Origin of the sequence: Frankia sp. AgPm24 (assembly GCF_023243055.1) — a bacterium.
Classification (GTDB): domain Bacteria; phylum Actinomycetota; class Actinomycetes; order Frankiales; family Frankiaceae; genus Frankia; species Frankia umida.
Window position 1 is genome coordinate 25,400 of record NZ_JALKFW010000167.1, and the last position, 20,224, is coordinate 45,623.

Here is a 20,224-nt window from a genome sequence, read left to right on the forward strand (position 1 = left end):
GTTTCTCTCTTCGGGCTCATCGGCTGACAGGCGGGCCGGGATCGGTGGCTGGTCCAGCAGGTCACGGAGCAGGCGGAACCGCCCCCGGTCGGGCGGTGGCGTCCAGGCGGTCGGCACGGTCGGCGAGGGCGGCCAGGGCTCGCTCCCAGGCGGCCGCGAGGGCGTGCACGACCACGGCGGGTGGCGCGTCGTCGCCGGTCGTCCAGCGGGCGGTGAGCTCGGGGCCGTCCGGGGTGTCGAGGACCCGCACGATCAGGCTCAGCGGGAACGGATCGGGCTGGTCGGAGTTCCAGTCCGCGAACAGCACCTCGTCCTGCGCGGCGACCGACCAGTCGGTGACCTGGCCGCGGGTCAGCCGTCCCACGTAGTTCAGGTAGATCGTGGGAGCGGGGGCGGCCGCGAGCGTGGCCGCCGTGCGCGGGTTGAGATAGCGCAGCAGGCTGAAGTCGGTGCCGCCGTCGGGGATCTGGGCCATGAGCGCCCGCACCCGCGCGACCGTCCCGTCGATCTCCCGGTCGCCGTCGCCGTCGCCAGCACCAGAACCAGTGCTGCCGCTGGAGCGTTCGAGCAGGAACGGGTAGATCTCGGCGAGCCAGCCGACCGTGCGGGTCAGGTCGTCGTCGCCGACGAGGTGTTCCTGGCGTCCGTGCGCCTGCATCGCGACGACGATCCCCGACCGGCCGCTGTCATCCGGCCGGGTCAGCTCGGTGACGGCCAGCGACAGTGCGGCGAGCAGCAGTTCGTCCACGCCGATGCCGAACGCGGCGGGCACCGTCGACAGCAGCGCCGTGGCTCGCCGCGGTGGCACGGTCACCGCCACCGGCACCTCGGACGTCGCCAGCTCCTGGGCAGTCGCCGGCTCCTCGGACGTCCGTGCTGGCGGCGACCAGGTGACCGGGGTGGCGCGGGCGAGCAGGTCCTGCCAGAAGGGGAGGCGCTCGTCGGTGCGCGGGTCGCGGGCCCGGGCGTCCAGGCGGCGGGCCCAGTCGCCGAACGGGACGGCGACGGGCGCCAGGTCCGGGGAGGCACCGGTGCGCAGCGCGGTGACCGCCGCGGCCAGATCCTCCAGCACCACCGACCAGGACACCCCGTCGATCAGCGCATGGTGGATGATCAGCAGCAGTCGGCCGGGTGTCGCGGGGCCCGCGTCCAGCCAGACGGCCCGCAGCAGCTGGCCGCGGTCCGGGTCGATCTCGGCGTTGGTCGCCGCGGCCAGGCCCGACATCGCCGCGAGCGCACCGCGGCTGCCGAACCCGTCACGCTCGTCGGCACCGGCACCGGCACCGGCACCGGCACCGGCGAGGTCGGTCGCGTCGATCCGGCGGACCAGGTCGCGGGCGTCCAGGACGCCGGGGGCCGCGATCGCCAGCGACCAGGCCGGCCCGCCGTCGGCGCCGGCACCGGAGGTGCGCACCAGCCGGGCGCGCAGGACCTCGTGCCGCTCGATGACGGCGGCGAGTCCGGCGATCAGGGTGTCGAGGTCCAGGCCGGCCGGGGTGCGCAGGAGCACCGGTGAGGTGAACGAGGCGAACGCCAGCCGCTGCCCGATGTGTCCACCGCGTTCCCGGGCCGACTGCAACGCCGGCGTCGGCGGCAGCACCACCTCCCGCGCCGGAGCCGACGTGCCACGGGTGGAGATGGCGCTGGTGGAAGCGGCGCCGGCGGAGGTCGCGCCGGCGGAGGTGGTCCGGGCCGGGCGAGCGCCGCGGCGGCGGGTGACGGTGGCGAGGGTCGCGGGGGTGCGATGGCCGAACAGCTGCCGCGGGGTCACCGTGAACCCGGCGGCGCGGATGCGGGTGACCAGCCGCATCGCGATGATGCTGTCGCCGCCGAGAGTGAAGAAGTCGTCGTCGACGCCGACCTCCTCGACCCCCAGCACTGACGCGAACGCCGTGACCAGCGCGGTCTCGACCTCGCCCACCGCCACCCGCCGGCCCGTCGGCCGACCGCCAGCCGAGACGCCCAAGCCAGCCGAGCCAGCCGAGGCGGCTTCGCTGGCCGGCTGGCCCGCGCCGCGTGATGTGCCGGGGTCGCCGGATGTCACGTCCGGCGTCGTCGCGTCGATCGCGCGGGTGGGGAAGACCACCAGGCGGCCGTCGCCGTCGGTGACCTCGAGGGTGCCGACGGGTGTGCCAGGGGCACCGGCGAGGGCGGCGAGCAGATGACGCAGGCAGGCGGCCAGCCGCTCTGCGGTGGTCCGGTCGAACAGATCGTCGCTGTAGGCGACGCCGATCGTCATGCCGGCCGCGCCCCCGTCGCCGGAACGCTGTTCGACGAAGTCGAAGGACAGGTCGAACTTGGCGGTGGAGCGGCGCACCGGCTCGGGTCGGCCGAGGACACCGCCGCCGAGGTCCAGGCCGTCGGTGACGTCGGCGGCCGCCAGGTAGACGATCATCACCTGGAACAGGGGGTGGCGGGCGAGCAGCCGCGGCGGGTTGACCGCGTCCACCACCCGGTCGAAGGGCAGCTCCTGGTGGTCGAAGGCGGCCAGGTCACCGGCGCGGACCCGGCCGAGCAGGTCGGCGAACGACGGGTCGCCGGACAGGTCCGTCCGCAGCACGACGGTGTTGAGGAAGAAACCGACGAGGTCGTCCAACGCGGCGTCGACCCGTCCGGAGACCGGTGTGCCGATCGGCACGTCGACCCCCGCGCCGAGGCGGTGCAGCAGGGTCGCCACGGCGCCACGCGCCACCATGAACAGGCTCGCGCCATGCTCCCGGCCGAGCGCCCGCAGCGCCGCGACCAGTTCGGCGTCGATGGACGTCTCGACGATGCCGCCGGCGTGGGTCGGTTCGTCCGGGCGCGCCCGGTCGGTGGGCAGCGCCAGTTCCGCGGGCAGGCCGGCCAGCGCGTCCCGCCAGAACCGTCGGGACGCGGCCGCCGGACTGGCCGGGTCGGCCTCGTCCCCGAGCAGCTCCCGCTGCCACAGCGCGTAGTCGACGTACTGGACGGGCAGCGGCGCCCAGTCCGGGGCCACACCGGCCGTCCGGGCCCGGTAGGCGGTGGACAGATCCCGCGACAGGGGCAGGTCGGAACCCTCGTCCGCGGCGATGTGGTGGATGAGCAGTTGGACGAGGTGCAGCGTCGGGGTGGCGCGCACGACGCTCACCCGCACCGGCACCTCCCGTTCGAGGTCGAACGGGTATGCCGCCGCCTTGGCCAGCAGGTCCGCGAGCCGCGGGTCCCGTGGTGGCGGCGGGGCGTCCGCCGTCCGGTCGATCACGTCGAACGGGATGTGGACCTGCGCCGGGTCCAGGACGCGCGCGACCGGTTCGCCGTCCGGGCCGGCGGGGAAGACGGTGCGCAACGCCTCGTGTCGGGCGACCACGTCCGCGATGGCGGCGCGCAGCGCGGTGAGGTCCAGCGCGCCGGTGAACCGCCAGGTGACCGGGATGTTGTAGGTGGCGCCAGGCCCTTCCACCTGGCCGAGGACCCACATCCGCCGCTGCGCGAACGACAGGGGCGGCTGGCCGGGGCGAGCCCGGCGGCGCACGGCCGGTCGGGCGGTGCCGGCGGTGTCCAGTCGGCGGGCCAGGCGGGCGACGGTCGGGTCCTCGAAGACGGCGCGGGGGGTGATCTCCACGCCGAACGTCGTGCGGATCGCCGCGCACAGCCGCATCACCAGCAGCGAGTGACCGCCGAGGGTGAAGAAGTCGTCGTCGACGCCGACCCGGTCCACCCCGAGGACGGCGGCGAACCGCTCGGCGAGCAGTTCCTCGCGGGCGTCCCGCGGCCGACGGCCCGCCGAGGGTGGCGTGGTGACCGGTTCGGGCAGCGCCGCCCGGTCCAGCTTGCCGTTGGTCGTGCGGGGCAGCCGGACGAGCACGACGACCGCCTGCGGCACCATGTGCCCGGGCAGCACCCGAGCCACCTGCTCCCGCACCATGTCACCCAGCGCCGCCCCTTCGGCCCCAGCTCCCTGGACCGCGGACCCCTGGACCGCGGCCCCCTGGCCGACAGCCCCTTGGGCAGCGGCACCCTGGCCGGTAGCGGCGGCGGGCACGACGTAGGCGAGGAGTTGGCGGGCGGGTGGGGCGTCCGGGCGGAAGAGGACGGCGGCCTGGCTGACACCGGGCACCGCCTCCAACGCCCGTTCGATCTCGCCGAGTTCGACCCGGAAGCCACGCAGCTTGATCTGGTCGTCGGCGCGGCCGAGGAAGGCGAGGGAGCTGTCCGGACGGCGGCGGGCCAGGTCACCGGTGCGGTACATCCGCCGCCCCGCCGAACCGAACGGGTCGGCGACGAAACGGGTGGCGGAAAGCCCCGGCCGGCCGAGGTAGCCGCGGGCCAGACCCGGTCCGGCCAGGTAGAGCTCGCCGGGCACACCGTCGGCGACCGGCTCGAGCGCCTGGTCCAACAGGTAGGCGTCGGTGTTCGCGATCGGCGCCGCCCACTGCGCCCCGGCTGGCCCGCACGCCCCGCCGCCCGGGCCGCCGCTGTGCCAGCCGTAGGCGTCGACCGAGTACTCGGTCGGCCCGTACAGGTCGTGCACGACTGTCGGGGGCATCGCCCGCAGCTGCGCCCACAGCGCGGGCGGGGTCGCCTCGCCACCGACGAGCAGGACACCGGGTCGGTGCGCGTCCCGCCGGCCGAAGCCGTCCTTCATCAGTTCCTGCAGGTAGGTCGGGGTCAGGTCGAGCACGTCGACGCGGACCCGTTCGAGGTAGGCGACGAGGGCGGCGGAGTCGCGGGCGGTCCGCTCGTCCACCACATGCACCTCATGGCCGGCGAGCAGCCACAGCAGCGGCTCCCACGAGCCGTCGAAGCTGAACGAGGCCGCGTGCAGGACCCGCAGCGCCTCCCGTCCGGAGCCGGCCGTGTCCTGCGCCGGCGCGATGAGGTCGACGACATGCGAACCGAACAGGTTGACCAGGCCACCGTGGGTGCCGACGACCGCCTTGGGCCGTCCGGTCGAACCCGAGGTGTAGATCACGCTGGCGGCGCTGGCCGCGGTCGGACGCCGTCCACCGGCCACCGGCGACCCCGGCCTCCCGTCGAGCTCGGGTTCGGGCTCGACGTCGGACGTCGGCTCGTCGAGCAGGACGACGGTGGCGGTGTGCTCGGGCAGGCGGGTGGCGAACATCCGGTTGGTGAGGATGGCCTTGGGGGCGGCATCGGCGAGCAGGAACGCCAATCGCTCCGCCGGTTGTTCGGTGTCGATCGGCAGATAGCCCGCGCCCGCCGCGAGCACACCGAAGATCGCCGGGACCATCCGGGCCCGGGGCAGCGCGACGGCGACGACCATCTCGGCGCCGACGATCGTCTTGGGGGTGAGGCGCAGCCGGGCGAGCCGCCGGGCGATCCGCGCCACCTCGGCGGCGAGTTCGGTGAACGTGAGGCTCTCGGTCTCGGTGACCAGCGCGACCCGGTCCGGGTAGGCCGCCACCGCCCGGTCCAGCAGATCGGGCACCGTCCGGGCCGGGCCCGACAGCGCGGCGGGGACGGCTGGGATGGCGGGGGCGGCTGGGGTGGCGGGCAGGGCGCGTCGGGGGCCGGCGGCGGCGCGTAGGGCGGCGGCCCGTTCGTCGGCGTCGAGCAGGAGCAGCCGGCTGACCGGACGATCAGGATCGTCCACGATCCTGGCCAGCAGCCGGACGAGCCGGTCGGCGAGCCTGGCGCCGCTGGACGGGTCGAGGACGTCGAGGGCGAACTCGACCAGAGCGGTGATCTCACCGGTGGCCGCCCGGTCGACGAACGTCACGTCCAGGTCGAACTTGGCGCTGCCGACCTCCGGGTTGATCCAGCTCACCGGCTGGCCGAACAGTGCCCGGTCGTCGCCGCCCAGATGGTGGTAGCCCGCCATCACCTGGAACAGCGGGTTCACACCGGGGATGCGCCGGCCGCGACGGGCCGCGACGATGTCCTCGAACGGCAGGTCGGCGTGGTCGAAGGCGGCCAGGTCGGTCTGGCGGGTGCGGGCCAGCAGATCCCGGAACGTCGGGTCGTCGGTCAGGTCGGAACGCACGACCAGGGTGTTGACGAAGAAGCCGACGAGCTGTTCGAGACCCGCGTCGGTGCGTCCGGCGACCGGCACGCCGATCGGAATGTCGTCACCGGCGCCGAGCCGGTGCAGCAGGGTGGCGAGGGCGGCATGGACGAGCATCGACATGCTGGTTGCGGTGGCCGCGCACAGTGCCCGCAGCCCGGCCGTCACCGGCGCCGGCAGGACGCGCACCGCCCGACCGGACCGTCCGTCGCGCTCAGCCGGGCGCTCCCGGTCCAGCGGCAGCGCGATCCGCTCCGGCAGGCCGCGCAGCGCGTCCAGCCAGAAGGCGAGTTGACGGGCGGCGAGGCTGTCCTGGTCCGCCGGGTCACCGAGCAGGTCACGCTGCCACAGCGTGAAGTCGGCGTACTGGACGGGTAGCGGCGCGAACCGTGGGGTCCGCCCGGCGAGCCGGGCGATGTAGGCGGCGTCCAGGTCGAGCAGGAACGGCCGGTCCGACCATTCGTCGGTGGCGATGTGATGCAGGACGACCAGCAGGACATCACCGTCCGCCTCGCCGCGCACCCGCACCCGCAGCGGCGGCTCGACCGCCAGGTCGAACGGCCGCGCCGTCGCCGCCGCGATCCACCGCCGCGTCCCCTCGGCAGCGGTGTCGTGGGTGATGGTGATGCGGGTGAGGGCGACGGCCGGGTCGAGGATGTGCTGGTAGGGCGTGCCGTCGTCCGTGGTGATGACCGTGCGCAGCACCTCGTGCCGGGTGATCAGGTCGGCGATGGCGGCCCGGAGCGCGTCGAGGTCGATCCGGCCGGCCAGGCGCAGGGCGAGCGGGTAGTTGTAGGCGTCGGTGCCACCGGCGAGCCGGTCGACCAGCCACAGCCTGCGCTGCGCCGCCGACAGCGGGACACGCGCCGGACGGGGCGTTACCGCACGCAGCACCGGACGGGTCCGGCCCGCACCGGCCGCACCGGTGCCCGCGGTGAGTTTCGCGGCCAGTGCCTCGACCGTCGGCGCGTCGAACAGGTCACGGAGGGCCAGTTCCACGCCGAGTGTCGTCCTCGCCCGGCTGACCACCCGGGTGGCGAGCAGCGAATGGCCACCGAGGGCGAAGAAGTTGTCGTCCGCCCCGACCGAGGGCAGACCCAGGACGTCCGCGAACAGGTCGGCGAGGGCCTGTTCGACGCCGGCGGCCGGCGCGCGCCCCGAGCTGCGGGCCACCGGCCGCGGGGCGGGCAGCGCGGCCACGTCCAGCTTGCCGTTGGCGTTGCGGGGGATCTCGGTGAGCGGCATGAACGCCGCCGGTACCGCGTAGTCCGGCAGCACCGTCGCGAGATCGGTGCGCAGCCGGGCCACCAGCGCCCCCGCCGCACGTGCCGCCGTCGGATCGTTCGTGTGCTCCGCCGCGGCGCTGGACGCCGTCACGGAGGTGCGCTCCGTCGCGGCGGTGGACGTCGTCGGGGCGGTGAAGGGCAGGTCGGTCGGGCGTGTGCCGTGGACGAGCACGACGTCGAGCAGGCCGGCGGTGTCGCTGCGGGGCTCGAGCGCGGCGGTGTAGCCGAGGGTGTCGGCGAGGGCGTGGACGTCCTCGGGGTCGACGGCGAGTGTCTGCGCGGCCTGCCCGATCACCTCGGCGGCGGTGGCGTCCGCGAGGTCGATGGTGGCGAGTTCGGCGGCGCCCCGGGCGTCGGGCATGGCGGCCAGCCGCACCCGCGCCGGTCGCCGTCCCCGCAGGAACGCGGTGAACCCGGCCAGGTCGACCACGTCCACCCCCCAGGTCAGTTCCGTCCACTCCGACGCGGCCGTCGGGTCGGGGGTGTTCCGCGCGGCCGTCGGGCGGCGCAGCACGACGTCGTAGCGGTGGCGGGTGAGTTCGTTGCGGTGGTGGCCGCGTTTGACCCGCACGCAGACCTCGAGCCCGGCGTCGGCGGCCAGGGCGTGGAAGAACGCGGGCGCGACGACCAGTTCCTTCTCCAGCTGGAGACGCCGGTCGACGGCGGCGGCGAACCGCTGCGGATCGATGGCCGAACCGGCGTCGGCGGCGCCTTCGAGGGCACGACGTTCGAGGGCACGACGTTCGAGGGCACGACGTTCGAGGGCACGACGTTCGAGGGCACGACGTTCGAGGGCGCTGTGGAAGGCGCGCAGGCGGCCGAGGTCACGCACGTCCCCGATGAGGATCGAGCCGCCGGGGGCGAGCAGTTCCAGGGCGCCGAGCAGCACACCGCGCAGGTAGTCGGCACTCGGGAAGTACTGGATCACCGAGTTGATGACGACCGTGTCGAAGAACGCGCGCGGCAGGCCCTCGGTGATGTGCGCGGGGGCGTGGCGCAGCTCGACGGCGCCGAATCGCCGCGGGTCGGCGGCGGCCTCGGCGCGCAGCTTCGCGACGACCGGGGCGGCGAAGTCCGTCGCCCAGTACGCCTCGCAGCCGGGGGCGAGCGGGCCGAGCAGCAGGCCGGTGCCGACCCCGATCTCCAGGATGCGTCGACCCGGAGCCTGGCCCTGGCCCGCGTCCGGTGCCAGTGCCTGGACGCGTTCGACGGTGGCGGCGCGCCACTGGCGCATGTCCGGTAGCGGGATCGGCGTCCCGTCGTAGCTGGAGTCCCAGCCGGCGAAGTCCTCGACGGTGACGGCGGTGGGGATGCGCTCGTACTCGTCGGAGTAGATCTGCTGCCATTCGCCGACCTGCTCGGTCTCGGTGACCGCCCGGTCGTCCGCGCCGCGCCGCGCCGGCACGACGTAGGCGACGAGCCGCTTGGAGCCGGGCAGCGTCGGGTCGGGGACGGCGATGACCGCGGACTGGCTGACCGCCGGATGGGCGTCCAACGCCGAGATGACCTCGCCGAGTTCGATCCGGTGGCCGCGGATCTTCAGCTGGTCGTCGGTGCGTCCGAGGAAGTCGAGGTTGCCGTCGGGCCGGCGGACCACCAGGTCGCCGGTGCGGTACATCCGCGCGCCCAGGTGGACGGGGTCGGCGACGAACCGGGCCGCGGTCAGCCCGAGCTGGCCGAGATAGCCGCGGGCCAGCCCGTCCCCGGCGATGTAGAGCTCGCCGGCGACACCGTCGGGAACGGGACGCAGCCAGCGGTCGAGGACGAGTACCGCCGTGTTGCGGATCGGCCGGCCGACCGCCGGGGTGACACTGTCGGACGTGCCGGCGCCGAGGGTGTTGATGGTGTACTCGGTCGGCCCGTACAGGTTGTAGCCGGTGATGCCGTCGGTGTCGCGCAGCCGGTTCCACACCGAGTCCGGGACGGCTTCCCCGCCGAGCATCACCAGCGCCGGACGGTGCCGCCCGGTGCCCGCCGGTGCCTCGTCCCGTTCGAGCAGGCCGGCCTCGAACAGGTGCAGCGCGTAGGTCGGCGTCACGTTGACGACGTCGATGTGGTGCCGGTCGCAGTAGGCGACGAGTCCTTCGGCGTCGCGGCGCAGTTCCTCGTCGCAGATGTGCACCTCGTGGCCCTCGACGAGCCAGAGCAGCTCCTCCCAGGACATGTCGAAGGCGAACGAGACGGTGTGCGCGATCCGCAGCCGCCGGCCGCCGGCCGCCGCCACCGTCGGCGCGAAGATCTCCTTCTGGTGGTTGAGCTGCATGTTCGTCAGCCCGCGGTAGGGCGTGACGACACCCTTGGGCCGTCCCGTCGAACCGGACGTGTAGATCACGTACGCGGGATGGTCGAGCCGGTCGGCCCGGTCGCGCGCGAACGCGCCGAGCTCGGCGTCCGAGAGCGGGTCGGCCGAGGTGGCGGCGAGTTCTGCGGCCAGCTCCGGATCGTCCAGTTCCAGCCATCGCACCGCCGAGGACGTCACCCGGTCGGCGCCTTCGGACAGGCCAGCGCCTTCGGCGAGGCCGACACCCTCGGACAGGTCGGCACCCTCGGGCAGGTCGGCACCCTCGGGCAGGTCGGCGAGGTAACGGTGGGTGGCCGCGGTGGTCAGGGCCAGGGTGGCGCCGGCGTCGGCGACCATGCTGGTCAGGCGGGCCGGCGGATGGTCGAGTTCGAGCGGCAGGTAGGCGGCGCCGGTGCGCAGCACCGCGAACAGGGCGACGACCATGTCCAGGGTGCGGCCGAGGCCGAGCGCGACCACCGTCTCGGGGCCGGCGCCGCGGGCGCTCAGCAGCCGGGCGACCTGGTTGACCCGGGCGTCGAGCTCGGCGTAGGTCAGCCGCTGGCCGCCCAGGACGAGCGCGGTCTCGTCGCCGACCGCCGCGGCCCGGGTGGCGAGCAGGTCTGCGATGGTCTCGGTGCCGATCGGTTCGCGCACGAGGGCGGTGTCGCTGGCCAGACGGGTCCGTTCCGCGGGCAGCAGCGGGTCGATCCGTCCGACGGGCGCGTCGAGGTCGGCGACGAGAGTGCCGACGGTGGCGAGGAACCGGTCGAACAGGGCGTGCGCCAGGTCCGCGTCGACGACGTCCGCCCGGTACTCCAGCCGCATGGTGATCCGCGTGCCGGGGGCCAGGACGAACGTCAGCGGGAAGTGGGTGTGGTCGAGGCTCGACCCGGCGATGATGCCGTGGCGGGCGGTGGTCCGCTCGTTCGCCACCTCGTCGATGAAGTTCTGCAGCACGTAGAGCGTGTCGAACAGGACCGGATGCCCGCTGGCCCGCTGGATCTCGGCGAGCCCGAGATACTCGTGGTCGAGCAGGTCAAGGCGGTCACCGGCGACGCGGCGCAGCAGATCCCCGACGGATTCGGCCGGGTCGAGGCGGATGCGCACCGGGACGGTGTTCAGGAACAGTCCGACGACCTCGTCGATGCCGTCCAGGTCGGTCGGTCGCCCGGCGACGGTCGTCCCGAACACGATGTCGTCGCCGCCGGTGACACTGGCCAGGACCAGCGCCAACGCCGTGTTGAAGATCGTGTTGAGGGTGACGCCGTGCGCCCGGGCGGCCGCGCGGGCCGCCGCGGCGGTGCCCTCGGGCACCTCGGCGGTGATCCGCTCCGGTGCGACCGGTGCCAGCCCGCGGGCCGCCGGGATCACCATCGTCGGCTCGTCCAGGCCGGCGAGCGCCGAGCGCCACGCCGCCTCGGCGGCGCCGGTGTCCTGCTCCCGCAGCCAGCCCAGGTAGTCCGCGAACGACGCGCCCACCGTGGTCGCCGCGGTCGCCGGTGCGGTCGCGACCGGCGGTGCGACGCTGTCCTCATCGGCGGCGTAGCGGGTGAGCAGGTCCTCGACGACCAGCGCGCCGGACCAGCCGTCCCACAGCAGGACCTGACGGTTGATGACGAGCCGGTCGAGGTTGTCGGCCAGGTGCAGCAGGGTCAGGCGGAACAGCGGCGGCGCGCAGACATCGAACGGACGGGCCCGGTCGGCCGCCGCGATCTCCCGTGCCCGCTGCTCCCGCAGCGCCTCCGCCAGCCCGGTCAGGTCGATCTCCTCGACCGGCGCCGGCAGGTCCCGGACGATGACCTGCACCGTGTGGGGCAGCCCGTCGCTGAGGAAACCGGCCCGCACGGCCGGGTGGTGGGCCATGAACGCCGTGGTGGCGCGGCGCAGCCGGTCGACGTCCAGACGGTGGTCGAAGTCGAAGGAGAACTGGGCGGTGTAGGCGTCGCTGGTGCGGTCCAGCGCCCACTGGAAGTAGAGCCCCTCCTGCAACGGTGACAGCGGCCAGACCGCGTCGATCCCGGCTGGGAAGGTCTGCGCGATCCGGTTGGTCTGCTCGTCCGACAGTTCGACGAGCGCACGGGACGCCACCACGATCGGCGAGGACGGACCGGTGCCGGGACCAGAGTCGGTGCCGGGACCAGAGTCGGTGTTCGGGGTGGCCAGTGTCGCGAGATCGCCGAGGGCGTCGACGAAGGCGGCGGCGAGGCGGGCGGTGACGTCCGGTGTGAGGATGGTCGTCAGGTAGGTGAACGTGGCCTGCAACCGTGGGCCCCGCGCGGTGTCGACGCAGGCGACGTCGACGGTCAGCGGGTAGCCGACGCCGAGGTCGGGGTCGAAGGCGGCGGCGAGCGCGTCGAACTCGGGGGCCGGGGCGAAGTCGGCGCGTCCGTCGGTGCCGAACCGGCCCAGGTAGTTGAACAGCACCTGGGCGTGTCCGGCCGCGGCGAGGGTGGGTCCGGCCAGCGGGTTGGCGTAGCGCAGCAGGCCGAAACCGATCCCGGCGTCCGGTACCGCCCGCAGGGTCGCGGTGACCGCGGCGAGCACCTCGCGGGCGCAACCGTGGGCGGGGCCGAGGCGTACCGGGGCGATGCTGGTGAACCAGCCGACCGTGCGGGCGAGGTCGACCTCGTCGGTGAGCTCCGTGCGTCCGTGCCGTTCCAGGTCGACGATCAGATCGCCGGAGGGACCCTCCGCCGGGATCGCCTGGCGCAGCGCGGTGAGCAGCACATCGGTGATCTCCGCGCCGGTGGCCGCCGGAACGCCGGTGAGCAGCGCCGATGTCGTCGACACCGGCAGGTCGACCCGCAGCCGTTCGGTGCCGGCGACCGTGCCCACCCGGCCCGAGCGGGACGGTTCGGTGAACGGACGTCCACCGGGGGCGAGGGTGGCCAGCCAGTGGGCCAGCTCGCCGAGGCGTTCGGGTGCGGCGGCGGCCTCGGCGGTGATCCGGGAGAAGGCCCGCAGTGAGGTGCCGACCGGGTCGAGCGCGACCGGCCGCTGGGCGCGCACCGCCGCGTAGGCGTCGGTCAGGTCGTCGAGCAGGATGCGCCAGGACACGCCGTCGACGACAAGATGGTGGGCGACCAGCACCAGCCGTCCGGGCTGGCCGGGGCCGGCGTCGAGCCACACCGCGCGGACCATCGTCGCGGCGTCGGGGTCGAGGCGTCCCGCGGCCGAACCGGACGCGGCGGTGATCGTCGCCCGCAGCGCCGCCGCGTCGAGCCCGGCGGCGTCGATCCGGACGAGCAGGTCCGGGTCGGGGATGCCCGGTGGGTCGATCCGCATCAGCCACACCGACGGCGCCGGACGCAGCAGCCGGGCGCGCAGCCCGTCGTGGTGGGCCAGCAGCGCCTCCAGCGCCGCCCGCAGGCTCGGCTCGTCGGCGTCGGCCGGTGTCCCCACCAGGAACGCCTGGTTGAACCGCCGGATCTGCCCACCCCACTCGGCGAGCCGAGCCACGATCGGCAGCGGCGTCAGCATGCCGAGCGCCTCCTCCCGCGCCGCCCCAGTCGCACCGAAGGCGGTGGACGCGGAGGCGGAGGAGGCAGCAGCGGCGGGCGCGTCCGGGGTGGACGCGGTGGGGGTGCGGGCGGCGACGAGGGCGGCGAGGGCGGCCGGGGTCCGCCGCAGGAACACCTCGCGGGGCGTGACGCGCACGCCTTCGCGCCGGGCCCGGTTGACGAGCCCGATCGCGAGGATGCTGTCGCCGCCGAGGGTGAGGAAATCGTCGTCGACGCCGACCCGGTCCAGGCCCAGCACGGTGCTGAACACCGCGCACAGGGTCCGTTCGAGCTGGGTGCGGCCGGTTCGGGCCGAGGTGGCGGCGCCGAGGTCGGGGGCGGGCAGGGCGGCCCGGTCGAGCTTGCCGTTGCCGGTCAGGGGCAGTTCGGCCAGCGCCACGACGGCCGCGGGCACCATGAAGTCGGGCAGCACGGCCGCGGCCCGGGCCCGCAGCGCCGCCCCATCAACCTGCTGGACGGCGTCGGCGTCGGTCGCGGACGCGACGACATAGGCGATCAGGCGGGCCCGCCCGGCCGCGTCGGGACGCGCGAGGACGACGGCGCGGGCCACCGTCGGATCGGCGGCGAGCACCGCCTCGATCTCCCCCGGCTCGATCCGGAAGCCGCGGATCTTGACCTGGTCGTCGGCCCGACCGAGGTATTCCAGTGTGCCGTCCGGAGCCTGACGGGCCAGGTCACCGGTGCGGTAGAGCCGATCACCGGGTGTGCCGTGGGGATCGGCGACGAACCGGGTGGCGCTCAGACCGGGCCGACCCAAATAGCCCCGCGCGAGCTGCCCACCGCTGACGTAGATCTCCCCGGGCACCCCCGGCGGGACGGGGGTGAGGTGCCGGTCGAGCAGCCGCGTCCGCAGACCGGGGATCGGCACCCCGATCAGCCCACGTCCGCCGTCGTTGTTCTCCACCGGCAGCGGCAGGTAGGTGACGTGCACCGTGGTCTCGGTGATCCCGTACATGTTGACCAGGTGTGGGGCGTCCGGCGCGTGCCGGGCGTACCAGGGGGCGAGCCGGCTCGTGTCCAGCGCCTCCCCACCGAAGATCACCAGCCGCAGGGCGAGCGCGGACGCGGACGTGCCAGGCCCGGCGTCGGCGTCGGCGTCGATGAGGGTGGCGAACGCCGACGGCGTCTGGTTCAGGACGGTGACCGCCTCGCGGACCAGCAGCGCCCGGAACGCCTCGGGTGAGCGGGACACCTCGTGGTCGACGACGACGAGCCGTCCGCCGTGCAGCAGCGGACCCCACAGTTCCCAGACGGAGAAGTCGAACGACACCGAGTGGAACAGCGTCCACACGTCGCGGTCGTCGAAGTGGAACCAGTCCTGGGTGTCGGCGAACAGCCGCACGACGTTGCGGTGTGGGATCAGCGTGCCCTTGGGCCGTCCGGTGGAACCGGAGGTGTAGATCACGTAGGCGAGATGGTCACCGCGCGGGTCGATGTCCGGCGTGGTCGGCGGCTGCTCGGCGAGGGCCGCGACGACCAGCGGATCGTCCAGGGCGAGCAGTGGTATCCCGGTGCGCACCGGCAGCACCGCCCGGTCGACGACGGTCGTCACCGCGCACACCGGGGACGCGTCGCGCAGCATGAACGTGATCCGCTCGGACGGGTAGGTCGGGTCGACCGGCAGGTACGCGCCGCCCGCCTTCTGCACCGCGAGCAGCGCCACGACCAGGTCGATCGACCGGGGCAGGGCGACCGCGACGATCGATTCGAGGCCGACCCCACGTCCACGCAGCACATGGGCGAGCCGGTTCGCCCGCGCGTCGAGCTCGGCGTAGGTGAGCTCCTCCTCCCGCCAGCGCAACGCCACCGCCTCCGGGGCACGTCGCACCTGCGCCTCGAACAGCCGCGGCAACGTGACGTCCAGATCGCCCCCCTCGGACGCCCCCACCAGCTCGGACGGAACACCCGGAACACCCGGAACACCGGGGACGAGCGGGGCAGCCGGGACGGCCGGGTCGGCCGGCCGCGAACCCGCCAGGGCACCGACGGGACGGTCCGGGTCGGCGGCGATCTCGGCCAGCAGGGTGAGCAGCCGGTCGGCGAGGGCGGCCACGGTGGTGGCTTCCAGCAGGTCCGGCTGGTAGCCGAAGGTGAGCCGGGGCCGCTCGCCCGGGATGACCCGGACGGTGAGCGCGTAGTGGGTCGCGTCATGGCCGTCGAGACCGACCAGACGCGGGCCGCCGGCGGGCAGCAGGGTCGCCGGGTCGAACGGATAGGACTCGACGACGAGCAGCGTGTCGAACAGCTCCCCGAGCCCGGCCACCGCCTGGATCTCGGCCAGGCCCAGGTGGTGATGGGCGAACAGGGCGCCCTGCGCTGTCTGCAGATCGGTCATCAGGGCCGCGACCGGCTCGCCGGCGCGCACCGTCACCCGCACCGGCACGGTGGTGACGAACAGGCCGACCATCGTGTCGACCCCCGCCAGCGCCGGCGGACGTCCGGAGGCCGCCGCGCCGAACACGACGTCGTCCCGACCGACCGCCCGCGACAGCAGCACCGCGTGCGCCGCCCGCAGGATCGTCGCGAACGTCAACCCCCGCGCCCGACCAAGCGCGCCAAGCCGCCGGGCCAGCTCCGCGTCGATCTCCCGCTCCACCGTCACCGGGCCGCCCCCACCGGACGCACCGCCCACGGACGCACCGCCCGTCGACGCACCGCCGACGGGTGTCGTGCGATGGCCGCCGCCGGCGAGCAGGGTCGGTGTGTCGAGGCCGGCCAGCGCCGCACGCCAGGCGGCCCGGGCCGCGTCGCCGTCCTGGGCCCGCAGCCAGCGCAGATGGTCGGAGTACGGGCGCGGCGCCGGCAGTCCGGCGCCGGCCAGCGCCGGATCGTCGGCGGCCGCGAGCGTGCACAGTTCACGCAGCAGCAGCGGCAGGGACCAGCCGTCGGTGACGACATGATGGGCGCAGACGGCCAGGGTCGCCGTCTGCGTGCCGGTACGCACCCACAGAAAGCGGATCAGCGGCGGTGTCGCCAGGTCGAACCGTCCGGCCCGGTCGGCTTCGACCAGCCGGCGGGTCTCGGCCCGGGCCTCGGCCGCCGGCCAGCCGGAGAGGTCGACCACGGTCCACTCCGGGTCGGCGGCGGGCAGAACCACCTGCGCCGGCACCCGCCCGTCGGACACGATCGCGGCCCGCAGCAGCTCATGGCGGGCGATCAGCGCCCGCGACGCCGCCCGCAACCGCGCCACATCCCCGACGTCGCACAGTTCCAGGACGAACTGCAGGACGTAGACGTCGGGGCTGTCCTCACCGTCGAGCAGCCGGTGGAACAGCAACCCCGACTGTGACGGTGACAGCGGCCACACCGACGTCGCGGCCGGGAACCGCGCCCGGACGCGGGCCAGCTCCGCCTCGTCCACCGCGAGCTCGATCTCGGTACTGGTCGAGCCGGCGGCGGCGATCGAGCCGGTGGCGTCCGGGATCGCGGGAGCGGTGAGGGTGTCCGGGGCTGCGAGGGCTGCGAGGGCTGCGAGGGCTGCGACGGTCGGGTGGGCGAACACGTCCGCCAGGGCCACCGTCAGTCCGCGGGCGGCGGCCCTGGTGACCATCGAGAACGCCAGGATGCTGTCGCCGCCGAGGTGGAAGAACGAGTCGTCGACGCCGACGCCGGGCTGCCCGAGGACGTCGGCGAAGACGTCACGCAGGATCGTCTCGGCGGCCGTCACCGGTGCCCGGCCGCCGCTGCCGACGGCGCCGAAGTCCGGCGCGGGCAGCGCCCGGCGGTCCAGCTTGCCGTTCGCGGTGGTCGGCAGTGCCGCCAGCACGACGAACGCCGCCGGCACCATGTGCCCCGGCAGCCGGCTCGCCACGGACACCCGCAGCCGCTCGGTCCACTTCCGCTGCCCGGCCGCGGCGGACGACCCGTCCGCGGCGGGGTCCTCGGCCGCGGCGGAGTCCTCGGCCGTGGCGGGGTCCTCGTCCGCGGCGGGCACGACGTAGGCGACCAGGACGCGGCCGGCGGGGCCGTCGTCGCGGACGACGGCGGCGGCGCGGGCCACCGACGGGTCGGCGGCGAGCACCGTCTCGATCTCGCCGAGTTCGATCCGGAAGCCGCGCAGTTTCACCTGGTCATCGGTGCGGCCGGCGACGTCCAGCTCACCGGTGGCGCGCCAGCGGGCGAGGTCGCCCGTGCGGTACATCCGGCGGCTGGGGTCGAACGGGTCCGCGACGAAACGGGTGGCGGACAGCGCCGGCCGGGCCAGGTACGCGTCGGCCACGGCCGGTCCGGCCAGGTAGAGCTCGCCGGTCGCGCCGGGCACGACGGGTGTCAGCGCACCATCGAGCACATAGGCGTGGACGTGCGGCAGGGGGCGTCCGACCGTCGGACGGCCCGGGGTCGCGTCGCCGGCGGGGACGACACCGGTGGTGGCCCAGACGGTCACCTCGGTCGGCCCATAGACGTTGATCACTTCGCGGGCCCGGGCGGTCAGCTCACCGGCCAGGTCGGATGGCAACGGCTCACCGCCGGAAAGGACCCGCACCGGCAGCGGTCCGGGCGCCGCGGCGTCCAGCACCGACCGCCACCGCGACGGGGTGGCCTGCGCGATCGTGACCTCGCCGGCTGTGATCAGCGCCGCGAGCCGCGCCGGGTCCCGGCCCTCACCGGCCTCGACGAGATGGCAGGAGGCCCCCACGGTCAGCGGCGCGAGGAGTTCGACCGTGCTCGGGTCGAAGCCGAGTGTCGTCGCGCCGAGCAGCCGGTCGTCCGGGCCGATGCGTACCGCCGCGACGAACGCCGTGAGGAACACCGCCAGCGACCGGTGGCTGACGACCACACCCTTGGGTCGTCCCGTCGACCCGGACGTGTAGATGACGTAGACGGGACTGTCCGGATGCACCACCGGCGGCCACGTCGGCGCCAGCTCCGTCCCGGGGACGGTGACCGCGGGGTCCGCGGGCACGGTCCCGTCGGCCGCCAGGTGGTCGGCCGTGGGGTCGTCGATCAGCAGCACGACGGTGTCGGACGGGTGGGGCAGCCGAGGCGCGAGAGCACGTGTCGTGACCAGCACGGTCGGGGCCGCGTCGGCGAGCATGAAGGCGATCCGCTCGGCCGGGTAGTCGACGTCGACGGGCAGGTACGCGCCGCCCGCCCGGCCGATGCCGGCCACCGCCACCACCAGGTCGGCGGTGCGGGGTAGCGCCACCGCGACGACCGTCCCGGGCCGCACCCCCCGACCGGCCAGGGCGCGGGCCAGGGTGTCGGCCCGTCCGGCCAGCTCACCGTAGGTGAGGCTGCCCGCCGCGGTGACCAGCGCCGTCCGCCGCGGCGCTCGGGCGGCCTGCTCGGCGAACCGCGTCATCCACGGCACCGCGCTGGCCGCGGCGTCGTGCGTGATGCCCACGGGAACGTCGCCGGTGAGAGCGGCGGTGCTGGTGGGGGCGTTGCCGGCGGCCAGGAGGTGGGCGCGCTCGGCGGGGGCGAGCAGGTCGAGGGTGGCGATCGGGGCGTCCGGGTCGGCGAGCGCGGCGGCCAGCAACCGCGCCAGCCGGGGACCGACCGACTCGGCGAACGTCGCGGACACCACCGCGTCCTGGTAGGTCGTCTCCAGCTCGAACGCACCGGAAGCGCCACCGCCGGTCCCGGTCCCGGTGCTGTCGGGTTCGGTGAACTCGGCGACGAGCAGCAGCGGGAACTGGGCGGTGCCGTTGTGCAGGGGGCGCCGCACGCCGCGCAGGCCGCGGCCGCGCAGCGCCGCCGCGGCCGGCCGGCGCACCGCGATCATCGTGTTGAACAGGCTGGACACCCCGTCGGCCCGGTCCGGGTTGACGGCGCGGGCGACATCGGCGAGGTCGACGTCGGCATGGGCGAAAGCGCCCCGGCAGACCTCGCGGGCACGCAGCAGCAGCTCGGTGAACGTGTCGGCCGGCTCGACGGACAGCCGCAGCGCCAGGCTGTTACCGAAGTAACCCAGGACACCGGCGGTCTCGGCGCCGTCCCGGTTGACCACCGGCGTGCCGACGGTGACGTCGCGGGAGCCGGTGACCCGGTGCAGCAGCGCCGCGTAGGCGGCGAAGACCACCATGAACGGGGTGGCGCCCTGCCGGGCGGCGAAGGCCCGGACCCGCCCCCCCGACTCCCCCGACGCCGGATGGACGACCTGACGCCCACCGTCGGGTCCGCCGCCGTCGCCGACCTGACGGTCGCGGGCGGCCAGGTCGTCCGGGGTGGGGGTGGGCGGGGTGAGCGGCTCGGCCAGCGGGGACAGGGCGGTTCGCCAGTAGGCGAGTCCCGCCTCGTCCGGGCCGTGGTCGGACCAGGCGACGTCGAGGTACTGGCCGCCGGCGGCGGCCACCGCGCCGGTCCCGGTGTCGTAGGCGGCGAGCAGGTCGGTGAAGAAGATGTCCCAGCAGGCGTCGTCCCAGGCGATGTGGTGCGCGGCCAGGGCTAGGGTGTGCCGGTCGTCGTCGTGGCGGATGACGGTGACCCGCAGCGGCGACTCGACCGCCAGGTCGAACGGACGGCGGGTCGCCCGCAGCGCGGCCTGCCGGGCGGCGCTGCGCGGCTCGGGTTCGGCGCCGACGTCGACGCTGCTCCAGGCCGGTTCGACATCGTCGCGGACGACCTGTTCGAGTTCGCCGTCGGCGCTCACCCGGTAGGTGGTGCGCAGAATCTCGTGCCGGCGGGCGACGGTGCGCAGCGCGGCGTGCAGGGCGCCGACGTCCAGGGGGCCGGTCAGGTCGAAGGCCGTCGAGATCGTGTAGGCCAGGCTGTCGGGGCGCAGCCGCGAGAGGAACCACATCCGGCGCTGCCCCGCGCTCACCGGATGGCCCTCGCCGGGCACCCGCGCCGGGCCGCCGGCCGGGCCGGACTCCGGCTCGCGCGCCAGCTCCGCGGCCGCGAGGCGACGACGGAGCAGCTCGCGCTTACGCTGCGCGGAGTCGGGACTGGCCACGGGACATGTCCTTCCGAGACGGGCTGGCGGGCCGCCGGTCGCGATCCGCGGGCATGGCTGCTGGCCCGGGCGCGGAGGCCGGCCGGGCATGACAGTCAGCCCGGAGGTGGCGGCCGGCCGGGTGACGGGGTTCGACCCGGGGCAGGGAACCGGGTCGAGATCGAGGTCGGGGGGGGTGAAAGGAGCTCAGGGGTGGGCGGGGCTGAAGGGGCTGAAGTTGGCTGAAGGGGCTGGGGGGAGCCGGTGGGAGAGCGG

General features: G+C 74.7%; 1 protein-coding gene. It reads right to left on the bottom strand.

What is annotated here, in order from left to right; all coding sequences use genetic code 11:
• Window positions 1-61: 61 nt before the first annotated feature.
• Complete coding sequence (locus MXD61_RS10295) at window positions 62-19,969, bottom strand: non-ribosomal peptide synthetase (protein ID WP_248812610.1); 19,908 nt, start codon at window positions 19,967-19,969, stop codon at window positions 62-64.
• Between the last annotated feature and the right edge of the window lie 255 nt (window positions 19,970-20,224).